This window comes from Arthrobacter cupressi (assembly GCF_900099975.1).
GTDB classification, from domain to species: Bacteria; Actinomycetota; Actinomycetes; order Actinomycetales; family Micrococcaceae; genus Arthrobacter; species Arthrobacter cupressi.
The window spans coordinates 78929-98157 of the sequence record NZ_FNEI01000003.1 but is presented as its reverse complement, the minus strand read 5'-3'; the positions used below and the strand labels follow the sequence as shown (position 1 = coordinate 98157).

Annotated in this window: 18 protein-coding genes; 5 read left to right on the top strand and 13 right to left on the bottom strand. The window is 63.8% G+C overall.

What is annotated here, in order from left to right:
- Position 1 precedes the first annotated feature (1 nt).
- Together BLP88_RS04670 and BLP88_RS04665 are read left to right on the top strand one after the other, a co-directional pair.
- Positions 2–1144, top strand: a complete 1143-nt coding sequence (locus BLP88_RS04670) for an S-methyl thiohydantoin desulfurase family protein (RefSeq protein ID WP_074587340.1) — start codon at positions 2–4, stop codon at positions 1142–1144.
- A gap of 144 nt (positions 1145–1288) precedes the next feature.
- Positions 1289–2812, top strand: a complete 1524-nt coding sequence (locus BLP88_RS04665; protein WP_139163310.1) for a PucR family transcriptional regulator — start codon at positions 1289–1291, stop codon at positions 2810–2812.
- 10 nt (positions 2813–2822) lie between these two features.
- Here BLP88_RS04665 and BLP88_RS04660 read toward each other — a convergent pair whose 3' ends face one another.
- Positions 2823–3812, bottom strand: a complete 990-nt coding sequence (locus BLP88_RS04660; protein WP_074587669.1) for an LLM class flavin-dependent oxidoreductase — start codon at positions 3810–3812, stop codon at positions 2823–2825.
- 191 nt (positions 3813–4003) lie between these two features.
- Between BLP88_RS04660 and BLP88_RS04655 the strand changes: the two genes are divergently transcribed.
- Complete coding sequence (locus BLP88_RS04655; protein WP_074587337.1) at positions 4004–4423, top strand: hypothetical protein; 420 nt, start codon at positions 4004–4006, stop codon at positions 4421–4423.
- Between the two features lie 116 nt (positions 4424–4539).
- Here BLP88_RS04655 and BLP88_RS04650 read toward each other — a convergent pair whose 3' ends face one another.
- The 6 genes from BLP88_RS04650 to BLP88_RS04635 all read right to left on the bottom strand — a co-directional run bounded on the left by BLP88_RS04650 (position 4540) and on the right by BLP88_RS04635 (position 9377).
- Entirely contained in the window at positions 4540–4779 is a 240-nt protein-coding gene (locus BLP88_RS04650; RefSeq protein WP_074587336.1) for a hypothetical protein, read from the bottom strand.
- Between the two features lie 18 nt (positions 4780–4797).
- Positions 4798–5115: a hypothetical protein gene (locus BLP88_RS18705; RefSeq protein WP_139163309.1), complete on the bottom strand. Its 318-nt coding sequence runs from the start codon at positions 5113–5115 to the stop codon at positions 4798–4800.
- Entirely contained in the window at positions 5102–5740 is a 639-nt protein-coding gene (locus BLP88_RS18700; protein WP_139163308.1) for a hypothetical protein, read from the bottom strand. The genes BLP88_RS18705 and BLP88_RS18700 overlap by 14 nt, the downstream gene beginning before the upstream one ends.
- A 519-nt stretch (positions 5741–6259) precedes the next feature.
- Entirely contained in the window at positions 6260–6799 is a 540-nt protein-coding gene (locus tag BLP88_RS04645) for a hypothetical protein (RefSeq protein WP_074587334.1), read from the bottom strand.
- A complete protein-coding gene (locus tag BLP88_RS04640) occupies positions 6796–7071 on the bottom strand; it encodes a hypothetical protein (RefSeq protein WP_074587333.1) in 276 nt (91 codons plus the stop codon). Before BLP88_RS04640 ends, BLP88_RS04645 begins: the two co-directional genes overlap by 4 nt.
- A 119-nt stretch (positions 7072–7190) precedes the next feature.
- Positions 7191–9377, bottom strand: coding sequence for a PxKF domain-containing protein (locus tag BLP88_RS04635; protein ID WP_074587332.1), 2187 nt, complete (start codon positions 9375–9377; stop codon positions 7191–7193).
- A gap of 409 nt (positions 9378–9786) precedes the next feature.
- Between BLP88_RS04635 and BLP88_RS04630 the strand changes: the two genes are divergently transcribed.
- The gene (locus BLP88_RS04630) at positions 9787–10779 is read left to right on the top strand and encodes an ABC transporter substrate-binding protein (RefSeq protein WP_074587331.1); all 993 of its coding nucleotides are present in this window, start codon (positions 9787–9789) and stop codon (positions 10777–10779) included.
- An 85-nt stretch (positions 10780–10864) separates the two neighbouring features.
- Here BLP88_RS04630 and BLP88_RS04625 read toward each other — a convergent pair whose 3' ends face one another.
- The 4 genes from BLP88_RS04625 to BLP88_RS04610 form a co-directional block, all read right to left on the bottom strand.
- Complete coding sequence (locus tag BLP88_RS04625) at positions 10865–11608, bottom strand: SDR family NAD(P)-dependent oxidoreductase (RefSeq protein ID WP_074587330.1); 744 nt, start codon at positions 11606–11608, stop codon at positions 10865–10867.
- Between the two features lie 24 nt (positions 11609–11632).
- Complete coding sequence (locus tag BLP88_RS04620) at positions 11633–12382, bottom strand: SDR family NAD(P)-dependent oxidoreductase (RefSeq protein ID WP_074587328.1); 750 nt, start codon at positions 12380–12382, stop codon at positions 11633–11635.
- Positions 12383–12426: 44 nt separating this feature from the next.
- Positions 12427–13908 (bottom strand): APC family permease, encoded by a 1482-nt coding sequence (locus BLP88_RS04615; protein WP_084110808.1) that lies wholly within the window; start codon positions 13906–13908, stop codon positions 12427–12429.
- 171 nt (positions 13909–14079) lie between these two features.
- Entirely contained in the window at positions 14080–14754 is a 675-nt protein-coding gene (locus BLP88_RS04610; protein ID WP_245679767.1) for a TetR/AcrR family transcriptional regulator, read from the bottom strand.
- Between the two features lie 64 nt (positions 14755–14818).
- Here BLP88_RS04610 and BLP88_RS18915 point away from each other — a divergent pair, with 64 nt between their 5' ends.
- Entirely contained in the window at positions 14819–14974 is a 156-nt protein-coding gene (locus BLP88_RS18915; RefSeq protein WP_175453491.1) for a hypothetical protein, read from the top strand.
- A 191-nt stretch (positions 14975–15165) separates the two neighbouring features.
- Here the strand turns inward: BLP88_RS18915 and BLP88_RS04600 are convergent, their stop codons facing one another.
- Positions 15166–18111, bottom strand: a complete 2946-nt coding sequence (locus BLP88_RS04600; protein ID WP_074587324.1) for an FAD-binding and (Fe-S)-binding domain-containing protein — start codon at positions 18109–18111, stop codon at positions 15166–15168.
- Between the two features lie 107 nt (positions 18112–18218).
- Entirely contained in the window at positions 18219–19202 is a 984-nt protein-coding gene (locus BLP88_RS04595) for a sugar ABC transporter substrate-binding protein (protein ID WP_074587323.1), read from the bottom strand.
- Positions 19203–19229: the final 27 nt, after the last annotated feature.

The window sequence follows — 19229 nt, the reverse complement described above, 5'->3', positions numbered from 1 at the left end:
AATGACCCTGGAAGCGACACACGGCCGCAGGCTGAAGAGGATCACTGTTGAAGACATTGATTCCCTGGCGCGCGGAGCGGCAATCCTCGGCACGGGCGGCGGCGGCGATCCCTATGTTGGTGCCCTGCTGGCGAAACAGGCAATCGAAGAGTTCGGGCCCGTGGAACTTGTCTCCGTCGACGAACTGCCAGATGATGCGTTCATCGTCCCCATTGCGGCGATCGGCGCGCCCACGGTGTCCGTGGAGAAGCTCGACACCGTGGAGAAGCTGCATCTGACCATCGAGAAGCTCGCGGCATCGGTGAACCGGACTGCCACCCACACGGCCTGCCTGGAGATCGGAGGGTCAAACTCCATGCTGCCCATTGTGGCGGCCGCGCAGTTGGGGATTCCTTTGATCGACGGCGACCTGATCGGACGGGCCTTTCCCGAGATACAGATGGGCATGGCGCCGCTGTACGGAATCCAGGCCACACCCATGGCCTTGGCCGATGAGAAGGGGAATACGCTCGTCATCGAAGCCATCGACTCTTTCTGGGCCGAGCGCTTTGCCCGGCAGGCGTCCATCGAGATGGGATGCAACGCATTCAACAGCACGTATGCCATGACCGGCGCGCAGGCCCGTGAGAGCTTCGTAGCCGGCTCGATGTCCTTCGCCATTGCCATCGGCGATGCCGTTGCCAACGCTCAGCACAACAATCTGAACCCCTGTGGTGTGCTGGCGGAAACGCTCGGCGGCCGCGTGGTCCATCTCGGCAAGGTCTCTGATTTGCAGCGGCAGACCACGGGCGGCTTTGCCAAGGGCCAGGCCATGATCGAGGGTATGGGCCCCGATACGGGTTCCGTCCTTTCCCTGCATTTCCAGAACGAGCATCTATTGGCCACCAGGGATGGCACGGTGGTCACCACGACGCCGGACCTGATCATTGTGGTGGACGCGGAATCCGCGGAGCCGGTCACCACCGAAAACCTGCGGTACGGGCAGCGCGTCTGCGTCCTGACCGCACCCAGCGACCCCCGCTGGCACACCATCGAGGGCCTCGATCTGGCCGGGCCGGGATACTTCGGCTACGGCGTCCCGTCGCACCGATGGGACGGGACGCCGGAGGAGCACCCCGAGCCGATCGGGCGCTACCGCGCCTGACCGCCGTCGAACGCCTGCCGCGCTCCCACTAAGCGGGGGCGCGGCAGTGGCATTATGGGACAGCAGCCTCCTGCGCAGCAGCGCGCCGGACATCGAGGAGAACCGGAGCAGCCCATGATTCCGCCGGTCCCGCTGGGGTCAATCATGAATCACGCCGCGGCCGGCTGCATCGGCAGTGCAGGTGAACCGGGGGCCAGGACGGCGTCCTCGCTGGCTGCCCTGACCGGCGACCTGACCGAGGTCAATCGCCACATCCGCGAGCTGCGGAACGCTGAAGGCGATCCGCTAACGCTCAAGGATTCCGTCCTCCTTGTGCTGGAACCCTTGCCTGCCGGCGTCTCCTGGGACGTCGAGGCCCTGCTCGCGCTTGCGTCCGCCGCCGGCGTCGCCGCCCTGGCCGTAAAGCCGCCGAGCAACGACGGCACCTTCCCGCCCAACGTCCAACGGCTGGCCGGACGCCTCGGGCTGGTGGTGCTGGCCGTCCATAACACCTGGCAATTCGGTGTCGCGGCGCAGGAGCTCCTGTCGGGGGCAGCGCACCTGCAAGGCCTGCTGCTTTCCCGCGTGGCGGCCGAATGCGAGTTGCCCCATGACAGCCTCAGCCATCTGCTGTCCCGGCTGGGCGTTGTCCTAGGCCATCAAGTGACGCTCGTCGATTCGTCAGGAAACCTCATCTCCGCTGACGACGCGCCAGCCGAGGCCGAGCCGAACCCCGCGGGCCCGGAAACGCCCCGTACGGAGATTTTCAGTCCCGTGCACCGGCATGTGGACGCCGGGCCCCGGCTGCGGGTGGTCCTCGGCCCCGCCCTGGGCCAGGAGCAGGCTGCCATCCGTGCGGCGCTGGGTCTGGCGGCCCTTGCGGTCTCGGAGCTGTTGTCCCGGCAGCGCCTGCAGGCCGAACGCGATGCCAGGCACCGGGTGGCCCTGCTCGGAGAACTGATCGACCATGCGGGTGACATCAGTCCATCGTTCAGGGCCAAGGCCTGGGAACTGGGCTGGGCGCTGGATGGTTACCATGTGGCGTTCAGGGTCATCACGCGCGAGCCCGTGGACCTGGTGGCCAAAAAGCCGGAGCTGGATCGGGCGCTGCTGCGCGAGAACATCGAGGCGTCAACCGTCGAACAGTCGGACGGCTGGGCGGGATGGATCAGCTTCCCCTCGAAACCCGGGCCGGCCGAGGTCAGCAAGATCAGCAGTGCGTTGCGCCGCGCACAACACGAACTCGGCGCGACAGTCCCCACTCAATTCGGCGTCGGCCGCCTGCAGGCCCAGCACGAAGGGATCGTCCGCTCGCTCGAGGAAGCCGGCGACGCAGCACGGATCGCCGCCGCCAGGGAAAACTCCGGCTACTTCGTCCACGTCGACCGCTTGGACATGGCCCAGCTGCTGCTGATCTGGACCCGCACGGACACCTTCCGGCCCGCAGCCCGGGAGCTGCTCGCCCCACTCCTCGCGGCAGGTCCCGAGCTCCTGCTGACGCTAAACACCTTCCTGGACAACGAATCGTCACTCACGGAGACCGCGGCCATCCTCGACGTCCACCGGAACACTGTGAGTGACCGCATCAGGCGCATCCAGTCGCTCATCGCCATCAACCTCGCGGATCCGGAGGCCCGCCTTGCCCTGCAGCTGGCGTGCCGGAGCGTCCTGATGGACCAGGAAAAGTAGCCGCGAAACCTTATGCCCGCACCAGTCCCACGGCCTGCGCGGTGAGTTCCACGGAGCGCAGGCGGCTCTCGGTGCCGGTGCTTTGGTGGGCCACGATGAGTTCGTCCGCGTCCGCGTGCCGGGCAAATTCATCCAGGTATTCCCGCACGGTTTCCGGGGTGCCGATCGCGGAGTACTTCATCATCTGGGCCACGTGCTGGCCCTGCGCAGAGTCGAGGATGAGATCGGCTTCGTCGTCGGTGAAGGTGCGGCCGTTGCCGAAGAACGTGGAGATGCGCGCCCGCTTCACGTCGAGGTGCATCTGCTGCGCTTCCTGTGCCGATTCCGCGGCCACCACATTCACGCCGGCGATCACGTGAGGTTCGGCGAGCTGTTCCGAGGGTTTGAAGTCGCGGCGATAAAGGGCGACGGCGTCCTGCAGCGCGGCGGGCGCGAAGTGCGAGGCGAAGGCGTACGGGAGTCCGAGCTGGGCGGCAAGCCGCGCTCCGAAGAGCGAGGATCCGAGGATGTAGAGCGGCACGTTCGTGCCGCGTCCCGGCGTCGCTTCCACGCCTTGGATCCGGCTGGGACCGCTCAAGTAGCCCTGCAGTTCCAGGACGTCCTGCGGGAAGGTGTCTGCCGCCGTCGGGTCCCTGCGCAGGGCGCGCATGGTGTTCTGGTCGCTGCCGGGGGCGCGGCCGAGGCCGAGGTCGATCCGGCCCGGGTGCAGGGTTTCGAGGGTGCCGAACTGCTCGGCGATGGTGAGCGGCGAGTGGTTGGGAAGCATGATCCCGCCGGCGCCCAGCCGGATGCTTTCGGTGTGGGCGGCGACGTGCGCGATCAGCACGCTCGTGGCGGAGGAGGCGATGGAGCTCATGTTGTGGTGCTCGGCGTACCAGATCCGCCGGTAGCCAAGCCGCTCGGCGAGCTGCGCCATGGCGACACTGCCCGCGAAGCTCTCCGCCGCCGTCTGGCCTTTGCCGATGATTGCCAGGTCGAGGATGGAGAGGGGAACAGTCACGTCGGTGCCGGCCTTTCGATTGCGTTCAGGCGGCCGCGTATCCGGCCGCATTTGGGACAACGACGGCGGGTGGCCGGTAAATTCCTCACCTCAAGGGTGTGGCGGGTCACCTGCTTTCTTCCCACCGGCTCGTGGGGCCTTGAACGGCCCACCTCGGCGGTGCATCCTGAATCCGACAGAGGAGAGCAACCATGGACCCTCATGACAGCCGCGACCAAGGAACCGCCGGCGTCCTCGCCGCGCTCGCGTTCATAGACAACGTCGGCTTCCACGGCATCGCCACCAACCTCACCGGCCCGGCGCCGAAGATCGACCGCAACTGGGCCGCGCTGATCGGCAACGCACGGATCGCGGTCGCCGCCACCCGGTGGCCGGATCGGCTCAACCCGCAGGTCCAGGCGTTCCTCACGGCTGCCGAGAAACTCGTTTCGGCCCTCGAACTACGGGATACCGACGCGACCAAGGGCCCGGCGGGTGAACTGCACATCAGCTACCACGCCCTCAGCGACGCCGGATGGCAGCACCTCGCCGAGGCCGCCGGCATCGCGGCCGGAGCCCATGATGCGGAAGGCCATGCACACGGGGCGGAAGGGCACGGGCACCACCACTAGTGGGTTTTCGGGCGCGCCTAACGCCTTCCCCCAAATGCCTCTCCGGCCCGGCTGTTTGGAACACCCGGGCCAGAGACAACAGTCAGATCATCTGCGCGCTACCGTGGCCGGTTGTATCAACGGGGATGGTCGGCTTGGTGCGCCTTCAGCGCATCATCCCGGACCCATTTTCTGGTCAGAGTTATGTCCAAGACGCAGGACGCGGCGAACGCTGCCCAGAAAATCCATTGAGGAATGATCCCAACAAAGACCAATACCATCAACGCGACAACCACGGCACCGGATACATAACCGATGGCGCGGCGCTGCGGGTTGACTTCGAGCGCTTGTTGCCGCTCGCGAAAATAGTTCAGCACTTTAACTCTTCCCAAAATCTAGCGGCAATATCCGCCAGTATATCGGAACGCCATGGCTCCAATCGGCGCTGGTGCGAGCTGGATGCATTCCCCTCTGGAGTTGGCAATGACGGCCTGAATTGCGATCTGCACTGCTGAAATTCCGCATGCTGCAAGGCCGACTGGCAAACCCCGGGCGATCTTGCCACAAACCTTCAGTACACCGATGGCAGTTGTGGAAGCTGCCGTTTCTGCCCGATTGAATTTCACCACAGGGAACCATCCCGCCCAGCCGAACTGCGGATCGGCAACGACCGGGTATGCAATCCCTGCAGCTTGATGCTCAACGAACTGCACCAGCTTTCCGGAATCGATCTCGTATCGAGTGGCGACATCCCTTCCCTCTGCGTCTTTCGCCCAAGGAGACATGAACGCCCCCGATAGTTGATCCATCTGCGCCAACAACGTAAACGGCTCCAGCCGCGGCCTGAGCATCCCCAGTCTGCGGCATATCCTTCGCCGGGACGAGTTTCGCTCCTTCAGGCAAATTGATGTCATGCACAATCTCGGTGGATGCACCTGCATCTTCGATGACGGAATGAATGCGGAACCCCTCAAGAGTCGGTTGCACGGTGTGCGATGTGCCGCCCGGAGCAAGATAAACAACAGTTCCATCCGCCGCCAGAACGCCACTGAGATCGTCTGAAGCGTCGCCAATGCCCACGCTGATCTCGACTTCGCCTTCCGAAGTGGCAAGAGTAGAGGAAACGGGTTCGGTCGCGTCGACCGGAATCCTGGTTTCGACGGGGCCCGACTCGGCAGTCAAACCGCTCGGCGTCGCGATGGCTGACACGTCGAGCGTTGAGAGTTCGGGGGAGGTGGCGGCGTCAACGGCCGCCGCCAGGCTATCCACCGACTCCGTCGCGGTCTGGGTACTTTCCTGTGTGCTGGACGAATCTTCGGTGGTGTTCTCGGAGGCCACGGCGGTATTAGCCGGGCCCAAAAGTGACATGGTGACTGCCCCAACAGTAACCAAGGTAAACAACGCTCTAACTTTCAGACGTTAGGCTAACGAACTAAAATTGAATCACGGCAACCTTTGATAGCCTTTTCCGCTCCGTTTTCCGCCAAATATTACGCACCACAATCTCGAGCCATCCGGACCAATGCGGCCTGACGCACGATCACGAAGGACCGTTGCGCAAGGAGCCACGTCATGTAAGAGTGCACGAATGGTGACGGTGATTGCACCGAAAACCCTGCCCAACTGACGTTCGGGGGAATCACTGAAAATTCGGAAGTCAGCGATCCGAATTTGTGCGGCAGCGGCATTGGTAGGTACATCGGAATGCCCCCGCAGTGGATAGCGAAAGGGGTCCGTCGGGAGTTTCCATGTCGAAGGGTGTGCCCGTGTATAGGGAATCCAGTTGTACGGCCAGGGCTGTCAGCTCCCGCAGACACCGCCGCCGGGCGAGCCGTCGCTCAATGAATCCTCGAAGACTCACGGCGCCTGCTCTTGGGCCGTCGTGCGCTCCTGCAGCCGTGCGTCGAGGATGATCCGCCCGCGGTTGAAAACTTCCTTGATCAGGCGCTTCTCCGATTTCTTGAAATGCGGAGCGTAGTGCTCTCCGGGCGCGGTGTAGATCTTCAAGTTCATGCCGGCGAAAAGCTTTTCGTAGCAGCGGTCCTTGTCGGCACCGCGGTCATCCAGGCTGGCGCCGACGCTCCGGGCGACGTCGCCCAGGAGGTTCCAGGCGTTGATTAGCTGGTTGCAGATGTCGTCCGAAATCGGCAGCGCAAGCAGCTTCTCCGATCCGTCCAGATTCACCAGCTCGGACGGTACGTCTTCTTCGAGCGTAACTCCGTATTGCTCCGCCAGCTCCGTCAGTTCGCGGGGCGTCCGCGCCCAAACGATCCGGCCGCCGTCGTCGACCAGCACACCGTCGGTATCGCCTTTCGCCGGCGTCTCATCGTCCGACTGCCACACAAGACCGCGGCGCACGCCGCGGAACTCGATCCACTGGGCGACGGAATACCTCATTCCCGCACTTTAGCGCCCGACGATCCCTTTGACAGTGCCCCTGCGATCGGTGCCAGCGCGGCACCCAACTTCTGCTTCCTGGCGGGGCTGATGTCGACGCCCCAGTCGCGGGCCATCGTGCCCACGGTCCAGGCAGCGACTTCCTCCGGGGACACGCCGCCGGCGAGCAGAGACAGCGCCCGGTCCGCTTCGGCGTCGTACTCATCCTCGGGGAACCAGTCCCCGCCCGTTCCGAGCCCCGCGACGTCGCTTTCCAGGAAAGCGCGACGCACGGCCTCCCGGATTTGTTTATGTTCCTGCCTCACCGTCTCCTCCGATCCGTCGCAAGTATCCCCCAAGCCACGTACGAAGGCCCGGGACTAAGCCCCGGGCCTTCGTGCGTGCAGGTCGGCTACTTCATCTTGAAGTTCGCAAAGATGCTGGAGCCGTCTGCCGTCTTCATCGTCAACCTGTAGCAGGATCCCGGTGTGGTTGGGGTCTTCCAGTTGTAGATGAACTGTCCGCTGACCGAGTCGTACCGGAGGGAGGTGTTCCCCGTGGCGGTCAGCTCGATGTCGTCCACCGTGCTCAGAGTGCAGGTGATCTTCGTGGCGCTCATCGTCACGACGTTGGTGTCCGTCAGTTCCGTGCTGCCGGCGAAGACTTCAAACTTCGCCGGGACGGTGCTGCCGCCCTTGACCGTGTTCAGCACGCCGTTCATGTCCACCGGCTGGTAGAAGCCCTTGAGCGTCCAGGCCATCACGGTGTAGCTGTGCTGGGTGGTGGAGGTGCGGCCGGCGTTGTCGGTGGCCGTTGCGGTTAGGGTGTGGGTACCCACCTGGGTGGAGTACCCGGTGACCACGCAGCCCGCCGGGCCGGACACGTCGTCCGAGGCCGTGCAGCTGGGGGCCGCCGCCACGGAGCCGAAGTACGCGTTGCCCACCAGCGAGTCGAAGGTGGCCGTCGGGTTCGTCTTGTCGACCTTGAAGCTGCGGCTGTCCGCGCCCGCTGCCGTCACGTTGCCGGCCTCGTCGGAGAACGCCGGGCTGGCAACCGCGACGTCGGAGCCCTCACCGGTGGAGGTGGCCGTCTGGGTGGCCGACGCCGGACCGGACGTGGCGTCCGTTCCCGTGAAGGTGGCGGTGACGTCCGAGGTGTACCAGCCGTTGTCGCCAAGGGTTCCGCTCGCGCTGGTGTAGGCCACCGAGGGTGCCGTCTTGTCGATCTTGAAGCTGTGGCTGGCTGCACCTGCGGCCGTCACGTTGCCGGCGTTGTCCGAGAAGGCCGGGCTCTCCACCACAACGGCGGAGCCTTCACCGCTGCTCGCGGCGGTCTGCGTGGCCGACGCCGGACCGGACGTGGCGTCCGTCCCCGTGAACGTAGCGGTGACGTCCGAGGTGTACCAGCCGTTGTTGCCTTCGGTGCCGGTGGCGCTGGTGTACTCGACGCCGGGCGCCGTCTTGTCGACCTTGAAGCTGTGGCTGGCCGCGCCCGCCGCCGTTTCGTTGCCGGCGTTGTCCGTGAACGCGGGGCTCTGGACGACGACGTCGGATCCCTCGCCGCTGCTGGTGGCCGTCTGCGTGGCCGACGCCGGACCGGACGTTGCGTCCGTCCCCGTGAAGGTGGCGGTGACGTCCGAGGTGTACCAGCCGTTGTTGCCTTCGGTGCCGCTGGCGCTGGTGTACTCGACGCCGGGGGCGGTGCCGTCCTTCTTGATGGACACGGTCTGCTGGGCGGCGCTGCCGCCGCTGCTGCTTGCCGCGCAGCTGTAGTCCGCGGAGACCTGGTCAACGCTGACGAGCTGGTCCGTGCAGCCGGTCAGGGCCAGGGTGCTGGGCGAATCGCCTTCGGTGACCGTCCAGTCCAGGTACACCTCGCTGCGGTACCAACCATTGAGCCCGTCGGGAGCCACGGGGCTGAGGGTGTAGCTGATTCCGGGGGCGGTCGCGTCAACGATGTTGTAGCTCAGGGATGCAGCGGCGTGAAGGCCGCCGTCGTCCGTGTAGTCGCAGCTTGCCGTCTGGCTTCCGACGCCGGTCGCTGCGTCTGGTCCGGTGACAGCTCCCAGCGTGGCCGGGAAAGTGCTGGGACCGTCTTCGGTGTCCGTCACGTTGCAGACTGCTGCGGGTACCGCGCCCTTGGAGTAGGACGAGCCGGCCGAGACGCCGGTGATCCCCAGGGTGGGTGCGGTGTTGGTGGGCGCGGGAGGGGCGACGTTCACCTGGAAGGTGGCCGGGGCGAGGTTGAAGGTTCCGCCCGTGTTGTTGCTGGTGACGGCCGCGCTCACGATGGTGGAACCCTGGCTCAGGGGGGTCACCGTGACCTGCTTGGTGTCACCGCAGGCGGTGAAGGTGACGCTGGACGGGCTCACCGTGGCCACCGAGGGCTGGCTCGAGGTCAGGCTGAGCGTCAGGGTCGTCGCAGCTGTCAGGTTGCAACCTGGCTTACCATCGCCACCCGTGGGCTGCACTGCGAGCACGGTCACACCGTTGGCTCCGCCAGCGTTCAAGGGCATGACTTCGGCAACCGAATCAACGCTGCCGTCGAGGTTGTTGTAGATGTTGTCGGCCCGGGCGATTCCGGCCGCGCCCAGGAGCAAAGCCCCAGTGGCCAGCGCCGCCGCCGCTCTCCGTCCTGTTCTTCGTAAGGTTCCCGGCCTTCCGGGCGCGTTTTGACAGGCAGCTGATAGTTCCATGGTGATTGCCTCCCCAGACTTTTGCAGCCCCCGCGGCCGCAGCGTTGTCCCACGGTAGGTCTGGGCCCATGCAGGGCACACGCGTAATGCCCACTCGTCTTTCCCCGCCGGGTACCTGTCTTTTGCGGTGTTTATTTCGCCGCACTACTTGGTTTCCGTGTGAGGGGCGGTGGCGAATGTGACCTTTCCGGACCTGCTGTTAAGCCCGGTTTCGCCCTGTATCCAAGGGTTTCACACGGCTTTGACCGGTAGTTTTGGCTGCCGGATAGTTGCACCGACAAGCATCCGTTCAGCAGAAACTCAGAGGTATCCCATGGCTATTTCGGCCTTCACCAAGGGCTCCGCCCTGGTCCTTACGGCAGCAGCAGCACTCGGACTCGCGGCCTGCTCCGACCCCGGCGCCGCGGCACAGGGAGCGGGGGCGGCAGCGCCGTCGTCGTCCGCTGCGACCATTGGCGGCAAGACCTTCAACCTCAGCCCCCAGCAGGACCGCTTCCCGGTCTCCGCGGATGCTGCGGCAGCAGCGCTGGTTCCGGAGGCCGTCAAGGCGGACGGCAAGCTGACCGTGGTCACCACGGGCGGCACCGCGCCGCTGAGCCTGTTCGCCACGGACAACAAAACGCTCATCGGCAACGAAGTGGACCTGGCGTATGCGGTGGGCGAGACCCTGGGCCTCAAGGTCGAGGTGCTGCCGGTCGCGTGGGCGGACTGGCCGCTGGGCATCGAGTCCTCCAAGTACGAGGCCGTGCTCTCCAACGTCACGGTCACCGAGGCGCGCAAGGAGAAGTTCGACTTCGCCACCTACCGCACCGACCTCCTGGGCTTCTACGCGAAGAGCGACTCGCCGATTGGCTCCGTGAAGGAAGCGAAGGATGTGGCGGGCAAGCGGGTGATCGTGGGCTCGGGCACCAACCAGGAGGCGATCCTGGTGCGCTGGGACGAGGAGAACCGGGCGGCGGGTTTGCCGCCGGTCGAGTTCCAGTATTACGACGACGACTCCGCCTCATCGCTGGCGATCCAGTCGGGCCGTGCGGACCTGACCTTCGGCCCGAACGCGGGGGCTGCGTACAAGGCGGCGAAGGACGGCAAGACCAAGCAGGTGGGCACCGTCAACGGCGGTTGGCCGCTGAAGGCCGACATCGCGTTTACGACGAAGAAGGGCAACGGGTTGGCGGTGGCGGCGCAGGCCGCCCTGAATTCGCTCATTAAGAACGGGACCTACGGAAAGATCCTGGACCGCTGGGGCTTGTCTTCGGAGGCGATCGCTAAGTCTGAGCTGAACCCGCCGGGGCTGCCTAAGAAGTAGTTTTTTGGGGTGCGGAAGCAGCCCCGGCAACGCGGGATTTCCCGTGTTGCCGGGGCTGCTTTTTGTGTCGCCCGGGGCCCGCAGACTACGCGGCGGTATATGCCCCGTCGACTACGACCTCACTGCCGCTCATGTAGGACGCTTCGTCTGAAGCGAGGAATAGCACAGCGGACGCTATCTCCTCAGGGCGGGCCCACCGTCCAAAGGGGAAGCTCTCCGGCGGCAACGCAGTTCCAGGTTCAGAACTGTTGAGCAGCATCGGTGTTTCCGTCTCACCGGGGCAAACAGCGTTGACGCGGATGCCGTCCGCCGCCAACTCGAGTGCAGCCGCCTTCGTCATTCCCCGCACCGCCCACTTCGAAGCCACATAGGCAAAGTTGTCTTCGAAGGCCACAAGGCCGGACGTGGAACAGATGTTGATGATGGAGCCCCCGCCTGCATACCGCATCGCCGGGATGACAGCTCGCATTCCGAGAAACGGCCCCACTTGGTTGACCTCGATGACCGTCCGATAGTCCCGTTCACTGACGCTCTCAACGCGGGTCGATCGAAAGATTCCCGCGTTGTTGACCAGAACATTCGGTGCCCCGTGCGTGATCTCGCATTCACGGACAACGTCAGCCCAGTCTGACGCCGAGGTGACCGTCCGTTGAGCGAGAAAATGGAACCGGTCTGCGCCAAGCTCATCAACCAGCGCGGGCCCCTCCCCGACGGCAACGTCAAAGCCCACTACCCGTGCGCCCTCCCGAACGAGTGCTCGCACATGTTCGAGGCCCATGCCGCTTCCGGCACCGCTCACGATCGCGATCTTGTCCTTAACTCGATCCACTTGATTGACCTTTCTGCCCAAGGACTACTGGGCGGTGTAGGCGCCATCGATGACAAGTTCGCCGCCACTCATGTAGGACGATTCATCCGAGGCGAGGAAAACGACGGCGGCACTGATCTCTTCAGGCTGCGCCCATCTCTTGAAGGGCAGGTCGTCGGTGGGTGGCAGCGCACCTGACGGAGTGTCAGCAATCGCGCGAATCATCGGGGTGTCTGTGTCTCCCGGGCAAATCGCGTTCACGCGGACGCCGTCCCTGGCCAGTTCCAGTGCAGCGGCTTTCGTCATCCCCCGCACCGCCCATTTCGATGCAACATAGGGAAACAAGTCGGCAAAGGCCACCAGCGCGGCAGTCGAGGCGATGTTGATAACCGATCCACCACCAGCCTCGCGCAAGGATGGAACCAGAGCGCGCATTCCCAGGAAAGTGCCGACCTGGTTGATATCAATCACCCGGCGGTAGTCCTCCTCGGAAACTTTTTCCAGTGATTGCAAAGGTGAGATCCCGGCGTTGTTGATCAGCACGTTCGGGATGCCGAAGCGCTGGCGGCCGGCGGCCACTACGCGCTCCCAGTCCTCGGCTTTCCTCACGTCTCCGCGAAGGAAGAGCAATTTGTCTTCGCCCAGTTCGTCAACGAGGTCGGGCCCCGCACCCTCATTGAGGTCGAACGAGATGACCCGGGCCCCTTCGCGAATCAATCGGCGCGTGTGGGTGACGCCCATGCCGCTTGCTCCACCGCTGAGAACTGCAATCTTGCCGGCGAGGCGATGTGTCATGTTTTTCCTTCTGAGTTGTTATGTGTGGATTCCTCACGGAGCGATTATTGGCGCCCGATTTTTTCGTAGACAGCAGGCTTCGACTTCTTCAACCAGCGTGCGTAGGCGATGCCGCCCACCCAGACCAGCGGGATGAAGAGCGTGAACGACAAAGAAGCGAGGAACCCGGCGCCGATGAGTGCATCAACGTTTACGAAGCTGAGAATGAGTACTGCGCCCAAACTTGCCAGGGCAATTCCCGGGGCTATTGTTGTCTTCCAGACGCCCCGGCCGGGCACTTTGTGGACTTTGAAGTAAGCGAGTACGGCCGCGGAAACCAGGACCAGGAGCGCGACGACAACGATGGCGCCGAGTCCGTTGAGCCGGATATAGACGGTGAACGCGTCAGTGCCGGCTGAATCAAGTGCTGTAGCCGCAGCGATGATCACCACGGCCGCAACTTCGAGGGCGCTGACAATGAGTGAGGCAACGAACGGTGAGTGGTGCCTGGCATGCGCAACTCCGAGTGTGCGCGGCAGCACCCCGTCCTTTCCAAGCGAGTAGGCGTATCGTGCCACGGCATTGTGCTGGGCAAGCAGGCAAGCAAACGTCGAGGAGATCACCAGGACGTTGATGATGCCCGGTACGACGTTTCCGACGTATGCGGCGGCAAGGTCGCCAAACATCGAAGCGACGGCGCCCCCGGCCCGCGCATCCGCGACTCCTTCTGAGCCGAGTGCGGTCAGCATGGCCCAGGCCGCCACAAGGTAGAAGACGCCAATGAGGACAACGGCAACATATGTGGCCCTAGGTATCGTCTTGTTGGGGTCCTTGGCCTCCTCGCGATAGATGGCCGATGATTCGAAGCCACCAAAGCACAGCATCGCGAATAACAGGACCAGACCAAAGTTCCCGGTACTCGCGCCGTCCCAGGACAGGGCTTTCAGCGGCGGTCCGTCCGGTCCGCCGTCGAAAAAGACCCTCAAGTTGAAGACGAGAACGAGCACAACCTCGAGGATCAGGGCAACACCAAGGGTCTTGGCGGAAAACTCGATCTTTCGGTAGGCAGCCACGCCTGCCAGACCCGCCCCGGCGATGCCATAGAGATACCAAGGCAAGTCCGGGCCGTGGAAGGTGTCAACAACGAGTTGCCGGCCGTACACCCCGAAGGCGGCCCACGTGGACAGCAGAAGCACAAGGTATCCCGACATGGCCAGGAAGGCTCCGCCGAGGCCCACGTCCTTCCCGAGTCCGGCCGTGATGTAAGCGTAAAAGGCCCCCGGGCGTTCTACGTATCTCGTGACGGCCGCATAACCCACCGAGAACAGGAGCAATATGACTGTCGAAACGGCAAGGGCAGCGATTATGCCGCTCCCCCCGAAAGCAATCATCGACGGCATGAGGCCCACAACGACGAGCAGAGGGGCCGCCCATGCGACCACGGAGAAAAGGATGCTTCCTACCCCGAGTTGACCACGAAGCTCGGTGGTCGATTTGGTGCTTGGAGGTGCCGACTCATCGCGTTCGGCACTTATGTGTTGGCTCATTTTCGGTTCCTATCGAACTACGTCAGGGAATTGGGTAGGTCGAGATTTCCTGCAGGCACATCAACGGACCTAGCGAAGACATTAGGCTAACGAGCGTTAGTTAGGCAATAGTTGCCGTGCAAATTTCGGGTCGCACAAATTTCGGACTGCACGGAGTGATTCGGCGAAGGGTTAGGCCAGAGTCCGGCTGCCGCTGCCGACTTCGAGAATTGAGCGCGTCAGTGCAACCGTGTGGTCCAGCAGCTCAGCGAGATCATCGTCGCTGCCGCTCCAGCCGGCCCATCGCCCGGCGCCGTCCAAAAGCGTGAAAATCACCTTGGTGGTTCGGACAGGAAGCTCGTAGCCCATTTCTTCGGCAGCCGCAGCGTACATGTCCGCGTGCAGGCCCATCCACAGTCCGACTTCATCGCGGACCTCGTCAGCGAGAAAGCGCGCCACCTTGTCCGTAGCAACGAGGAGGTCCCAGAGGTCGGCTTCCGGCCGTTGGAGCTGCTGGGCCAAATGAAAACGAACAAGCGCAGCCCAGTACTCCTCCGGCGATTTGGCCTCTTCGGCGCCAGCCAGGAGGTCGCGGGCAAAGGTGTGGGTAAACCAACGGAGAGACTCGGCGACAATCTCGTCTTTGCCTTGAGGGAAGCTTGAGTAGATGCTCGGTGCCTTCATATCCAGTTCGCGGCCCAACGTCCGCATGGTCACCGAATCGAAACCCCGCGTGGTGGCGAGCTGCAGAAACGCTGCCAGGATGCGACGACGCGCCGGGGTCTGGGCGGACCAGTCGCGACTCGACAGGAACTCCCTGACAGCGGCATTTGCACGCTCGCGAGGCGACAGGTTCATTTCATCCATTCAACTGACCGGTGGGGGCTATGCCAATTGTAACTAACGATCGTTAGGACAAAAGTAGCGGACCGTGACGCTTGGACTCAGTGCCCCGTCCAAGCGCCACGGCCCGCAGTTCAGGAGTTATGAGCCCGGATACGGCCAGGGCGTGGCGTCACTGAAGTCCCGGCCCTCCGCCATGTCCTGGCGGAGGCGGTGGACCACCTTGCCGGAGCGCTTCGACTGATAGTCAGTCCGCTCGCCAAGGTCCGTCTCGTTACAGTGTGCCGATGCCCGCAACCATTCAACGTGGCGTCCTTGTGCGAGCTTCCTGTTCATCATCGAGATCACTCTCAAGAAGTAGTCGGGCTATTGGGTACTTCCAGCATGTGTCCCTGAGATGGGCGCCGACCGTGTCATTTTGAGACACCGCCGGTCTCAGGCGCCGCAGGTGCTCTCCGGGTCCAAAGCGATGGCCAAATGCTGGCTCTCGCGCTGGGCGTCGACCTGGGAAACCTGCATTGCGCAACTGAATCCGTCGGTGAGCACCAAGGCCTCCCTGCCTCCCCCGCCAAGGGCAGGAATGATGGAGTGTTCAGCCACCTTCATCGACACGTCGAAGTGCTCTGCCTCGAAACCAAAGTTTCCCGCCACCCCGCAGCATGAAGACGATTCCACAATGGTCGGGACGCCCCACGCTTCCAGCACCCGCTTCTGGGCGCCGGAGCCGAAAACAGCATGTTCGTGGCAGTGCGTCTGAAGCACGGCGGCCTGGGGCGGGACCGTTTTCGGCTTCCATCCGCGGTTGATGGCTTCATCCACAGCGACTGAGAAAGAACGCACCCTCGCTGCTACTCTGGCCGCTGCCGTGCCGCCAACCAGCTTTGGTCCTTCGTCGCGGATGGTCGCCGCGCAACTGGGCTCGAGGACGACGATGTCCCGGTCCGTACCGTCGTCGAGCCTTGTGATCAGCCGCGAGAGCCGGCGCCGGGCACCTTCACGTTGTCCCGTGGATATCCAGGTCAACCCGCAGCAAGCGTCCGGTGTGCATCCCACCGAGCGGCCGGCGTCGCGGAGCACCCGGGCCGCCGCCGGGACAACCTCCGGCCTGAAAGCGCGGGTGAAACTGTCAATGAAGAGAAGCACCTGCGCGCCGTCGGTAAGTCCAGCTTCACGGATGCTCCGGCGGATCCTGCGGGACCGGGCAAAGTCCGGAAGCCGCCGTCGGGCACTGACCCCAAGCAGCTCCCCCATGAACCGGAAGGGACGGATGCGCGTGCCGACGTTGGCAATCGGTGCGACCTTGGTCAGCAGCGGCAGCCATCGGGGCAGCCATCCGATTGAGTAATGGGTGAAGGGACGGATGCGCCCGCGGTAGTACTCATCGACAAGCTGCGATTTGGCCTCTGCGATGTCGACGCCCGTGGGGCAGTCGGCCGAGCAGGCCTTGCACGAAAGGCAGAGGTCCAAGGCTTCCCGCACCTCCGGGGTTGACCAGCCATCCCGGCCGCTCCCTTGGACCCGCGTAAGTTCCTGGAGGACCCTCGCCCTGCCGCGCGTCGAGTCTTTCTCATCCTTGGTTGCCCGGTAGCTCGGGCACATGAATCCACCGGCCGTAGCCCGGCAGCGCCCCACGCCGATGCAGGCGTGCGTGTTGCCAACAAACGGGCTCACCGTTGGGAGCAGGGTCCTGTCCTCAGCGGAAGGCACGACGGCGGCAGCCAAGAGCGCGGCCTGCTCGCCGTGGCTTGGTCCCGGCCTGGCGACATCCTCCAGGGCGAGCGATGCGGCAAACGGCTCGGGATCCACGATGATCCCGGGGTTGAGCACGCCCGCCGGGTCCCACACACGTTTGAATTGTTTGAATAGCGCCACCACCTCTGCGGAGTACATCACGTCCAGAAGTTCACTCCGGGCCCGCCCGTCACCGTGTTCTCCGGATAGGGAGCCGCCATGGGCCACTACCAGCTTCGCGGCCTCCCGCGTAAAGTCCTCGAACTTCCTGCGTCCCGATTCACTGCGCAGGTCATAGTCCAGCCGCATGTGAACACACCCTGCACCGAAGTGGCCGTACATGAAGGCGCTGTAGCCGTACTGCCGCACGAGGGGGAGCAACTCGGCCAGGTAATCAGCCAAACGCTCCGGGGCGACCGCGGAATCTTCCCAACCCGGCCAGGTCTGAACACCGTCGATTCGCCGGGACGACAGCCCGGCTCCGTCTTCCCGGACCCGCCAAAGCTTCGCCCGTTCCAGTGGCTCTGTGACTATCGAGTGGTCAATCACCCGTCCGTCGGCACGCAGCTTCTCAAGCAACCGTTCGCAGTCATCGCTTGCCTCCGTAATGGTGTCACCGGAGAATTCGACCATCAGGAACGCGTTGCCCTGCGGAAGGGAATCTACGCTGGCTGCTCCCCTGCGGTGGCGCATGATGTCCACGATCGCTGCGTCCAGGCCTTCGGCTGCGCTTGGTTTCGCCCCCAGGATTGTCATAACGTCCCGGGCCGACTCGATGGTGTCTTCGTAGCCGAGGCACAGCAAGGCTGTTGTCTTTGGCTTCCGGACGAGGCCCACTTTGGCCCGCACGACGACTGCGCAGGTCCCCTCGCTGCCTGCCAGTGCGCCGGCGACGTCGAAGCCGTGCTCGGGAAGCAGATGTCCGAGGTGGTAACCGGAGACCTGGCGGGGAATGGTCTGCAACTCGACGCGGATAGGCGCGAGATTGGCCTGTACCAGTGACCTGAGTTCCAACAGGATTTCCTCGGCCCGGCCAACCGAGTGGGCGTCCGTTTCATCGACAGCGCGCAGGAATTCCCGGCCAGCCCTGAGGTAGGCGCCGTCGGCCGTTACGAGTTCCAATTCCTGCACGTGGTGGGTCATGCGTCCGTACGCCACGGAGTGGTTTCCGCACGCATCGTTTCCAATGGACCCGCCGATGGTGGCCCGTGTCTGGGATGAAGGATCGGGGGCAAATGTCAGCTCGCCTTGCGTGGCCCTTTCAACGTGGGCACGCAGCTCACCCAGGACGACCCCTGCGTCGACCCAAACCGCACGGTGACCGGCGTCGAGCGTCCCTACCGCTGTCATCCACCGTGAAGTATCGATTACCAGGCCCTCGCCTATCGCGTTTCCGGCCATCGAAGTTCCGCCGCCGCGGGCAGTGGTCGGAACCCCGGAAGCCGAGCATGCGCGCATCACGGTCCGCACGTCGTCGACGTTCCTGGGGAACGCCACGGCAGCGGGTCGCACGCGATAGTTGGATGCGTCGTACGAGTACTCGGAGCGCCTTCGCGGAGAGTCATCCACGTCGATTCCCGATGTCCGGAGCCGTTCCAACAACGTGGCCATCACTGCGTCGTCGCTCTTGGGCATGCCTGCGTTCTCCATTTCGTTGATCCCACGTGACTGTAGGCAGGCGGGACAGCTGCCACAGTGTGCCAAAAAGGAACGGGCACGGCGGATTGATCCGCCGTGCCCGTCGCCCTGGATGCTTATTACTTCAGGAAATCGGACAGGTTGTCCTTCGTGATGAGCGTGAAGGGCAGCGTGTAGCGGTTCTCAACGTTCCCGCCCTTGAGGAAGTCGGTGACGACCTCGACTGCCTTTACGCCTTGCCCTGCCGAATCCTGGCGCACCGTTGCGGTCATCGTGCCGGCCTTGATGTCTTTCAGTGCGGGGTCGGTGCCGTCGACGCCAACCACTGCCTTGAACTCGGCCGTGCGGCCCGCGTCCGAAATGGCGGAAGCTGCGCCGATGGCCATTTCGTCGTTGTTTGCGACCACTGCGTCAATCTTCCCGGACGGGAAGCGCTGGAGCGTGTCCTCCATGTTGCGCTTGGCTTCGTCCCGGCTGCCCTTCGCCTGGAACTCCGCCACAATCTTGAAGTTCTTATTGATTGTCTTGTCGAAGCCGGATTTGCGGCGGTCGGTCCATGACGCGCCATAGATGCCGGCCGCGAAGACGATGTTGCCGCCATTGGGAAGCAGCTTGTTGAGGTACTCGGCCTGCATCTCGCCGGCAACCGTGTCATCCACGCCGATGTAGCTCTTGTAGCCGACGTTCGAACCCTCTGCGAATTCAGTCGACAGAATGAAGAGCGGAATGTTGGCGGCAATGACGCGCTTTGCCGCGTTTTGGCTGGCTTCGCCGTCCAAAGGCTGCATGATCACGGCGTCAACCTGGCGGGTGAGCAGATCTTCCACCTGGTTGAGTTCGCTGCCGACGTCCTTCTTGGAATCGGTGATGTTGAGCTTCACGCCCTTTTCGTCGGCCGTCTTCTTCATGGCATCGGTCATGTGGGCAAGGTCCGGGTCCTGCAGGTCGAGAACTACAACGCCAATGTTGTAGGTCTTGCTTGCCGCCCCGGAGGTGCCTGCGGTACTGCCGTCGGCGTTGCTGCCGCCGGCACACCCGGTCAGGGTAAGTGCACCCGCAGCCAGCATTGCGGTGGCAGCAGCGAGCTTGTGTCGCATTCCCATGGTTGTTCCTTTCAATGGTTTGTCTGT

Excerpts from the sequence above, each read along its gene's own strand:
- BLP88_RS04665 (WP_139163310.1), top strand. The coding sequence starts at position 1,289 with ATGAATCACGCCGCGGCCGGCTGCATCGGCAGTGCAGGTGAACCGGGG.
- BLP88_RS04610 (WP_245679767.1), bottom strand. The coding sequence starts at position 14,754 with ATGGATGAAATGAACCTGTCGCCTCGCGAGCGTGCAAATGCCGCTGTC.
- BLP88_RS04645 (WP_074587334.1), bottom strand. The coding sequence starts at position 6,799 with ATGAGGTATTCCGTCGCCCAGTGGATCGAGTTCCGCGGCGTGCGCCGC.
- BLP88_RS04615 (WP_084110808.1), bottom strand. The coding sequence starts at position 13,908 with ATGAGCCAACACATAAGTGCCGAACGCGATGAGTCGGCACCTCCAAGC.
- BLP88_RS04620 (WP_074587328.1), bottom strand. The coding sequence starts at position 12,382 with ATGACACATCGCCTCGCCGGCAAGATTGCAGTTCTCAGCGGTGGAGCA.
- BLP88_RS04655 (WP_074587337.1), top strand. The coding sequence starts at position 4,004 with ATGGACCCTCATGACAGCCGCGACCAAGGAACCGCCGGCGTCCTCGCC.
- BLP88_RS04630 (WP_074587331.1), top strand. The coding sequence starts at position 9,787 with ATGGCTATTTCGGCCTTCACCAAGGGCTCCGCCCTGGTCCTTACGGCA.
- BLP88_RS04670 (WP_074587340.1), top strand. The coding sequence starts at position 2 with ATGACCCTGGAAGCGACACACGGCCGCAGGCTGAAGAGGATCACTGTT.
- BLP88_RS04595 (WP_074587323.1), bottom strand. The coding sequence starts at position 19,202 with ATGGGAATGCGACACAAGCTCGCTGCTGCCACCGCAATGCTGGCTGCG.
- BLP88_RS04600 (WP_074587324.1), bottom strand. The coding sequence starts at position 18,111 with ATGGAGAACGCAGGCATGCCCAAGAGCGACGACGCAGTGATGGCCACG.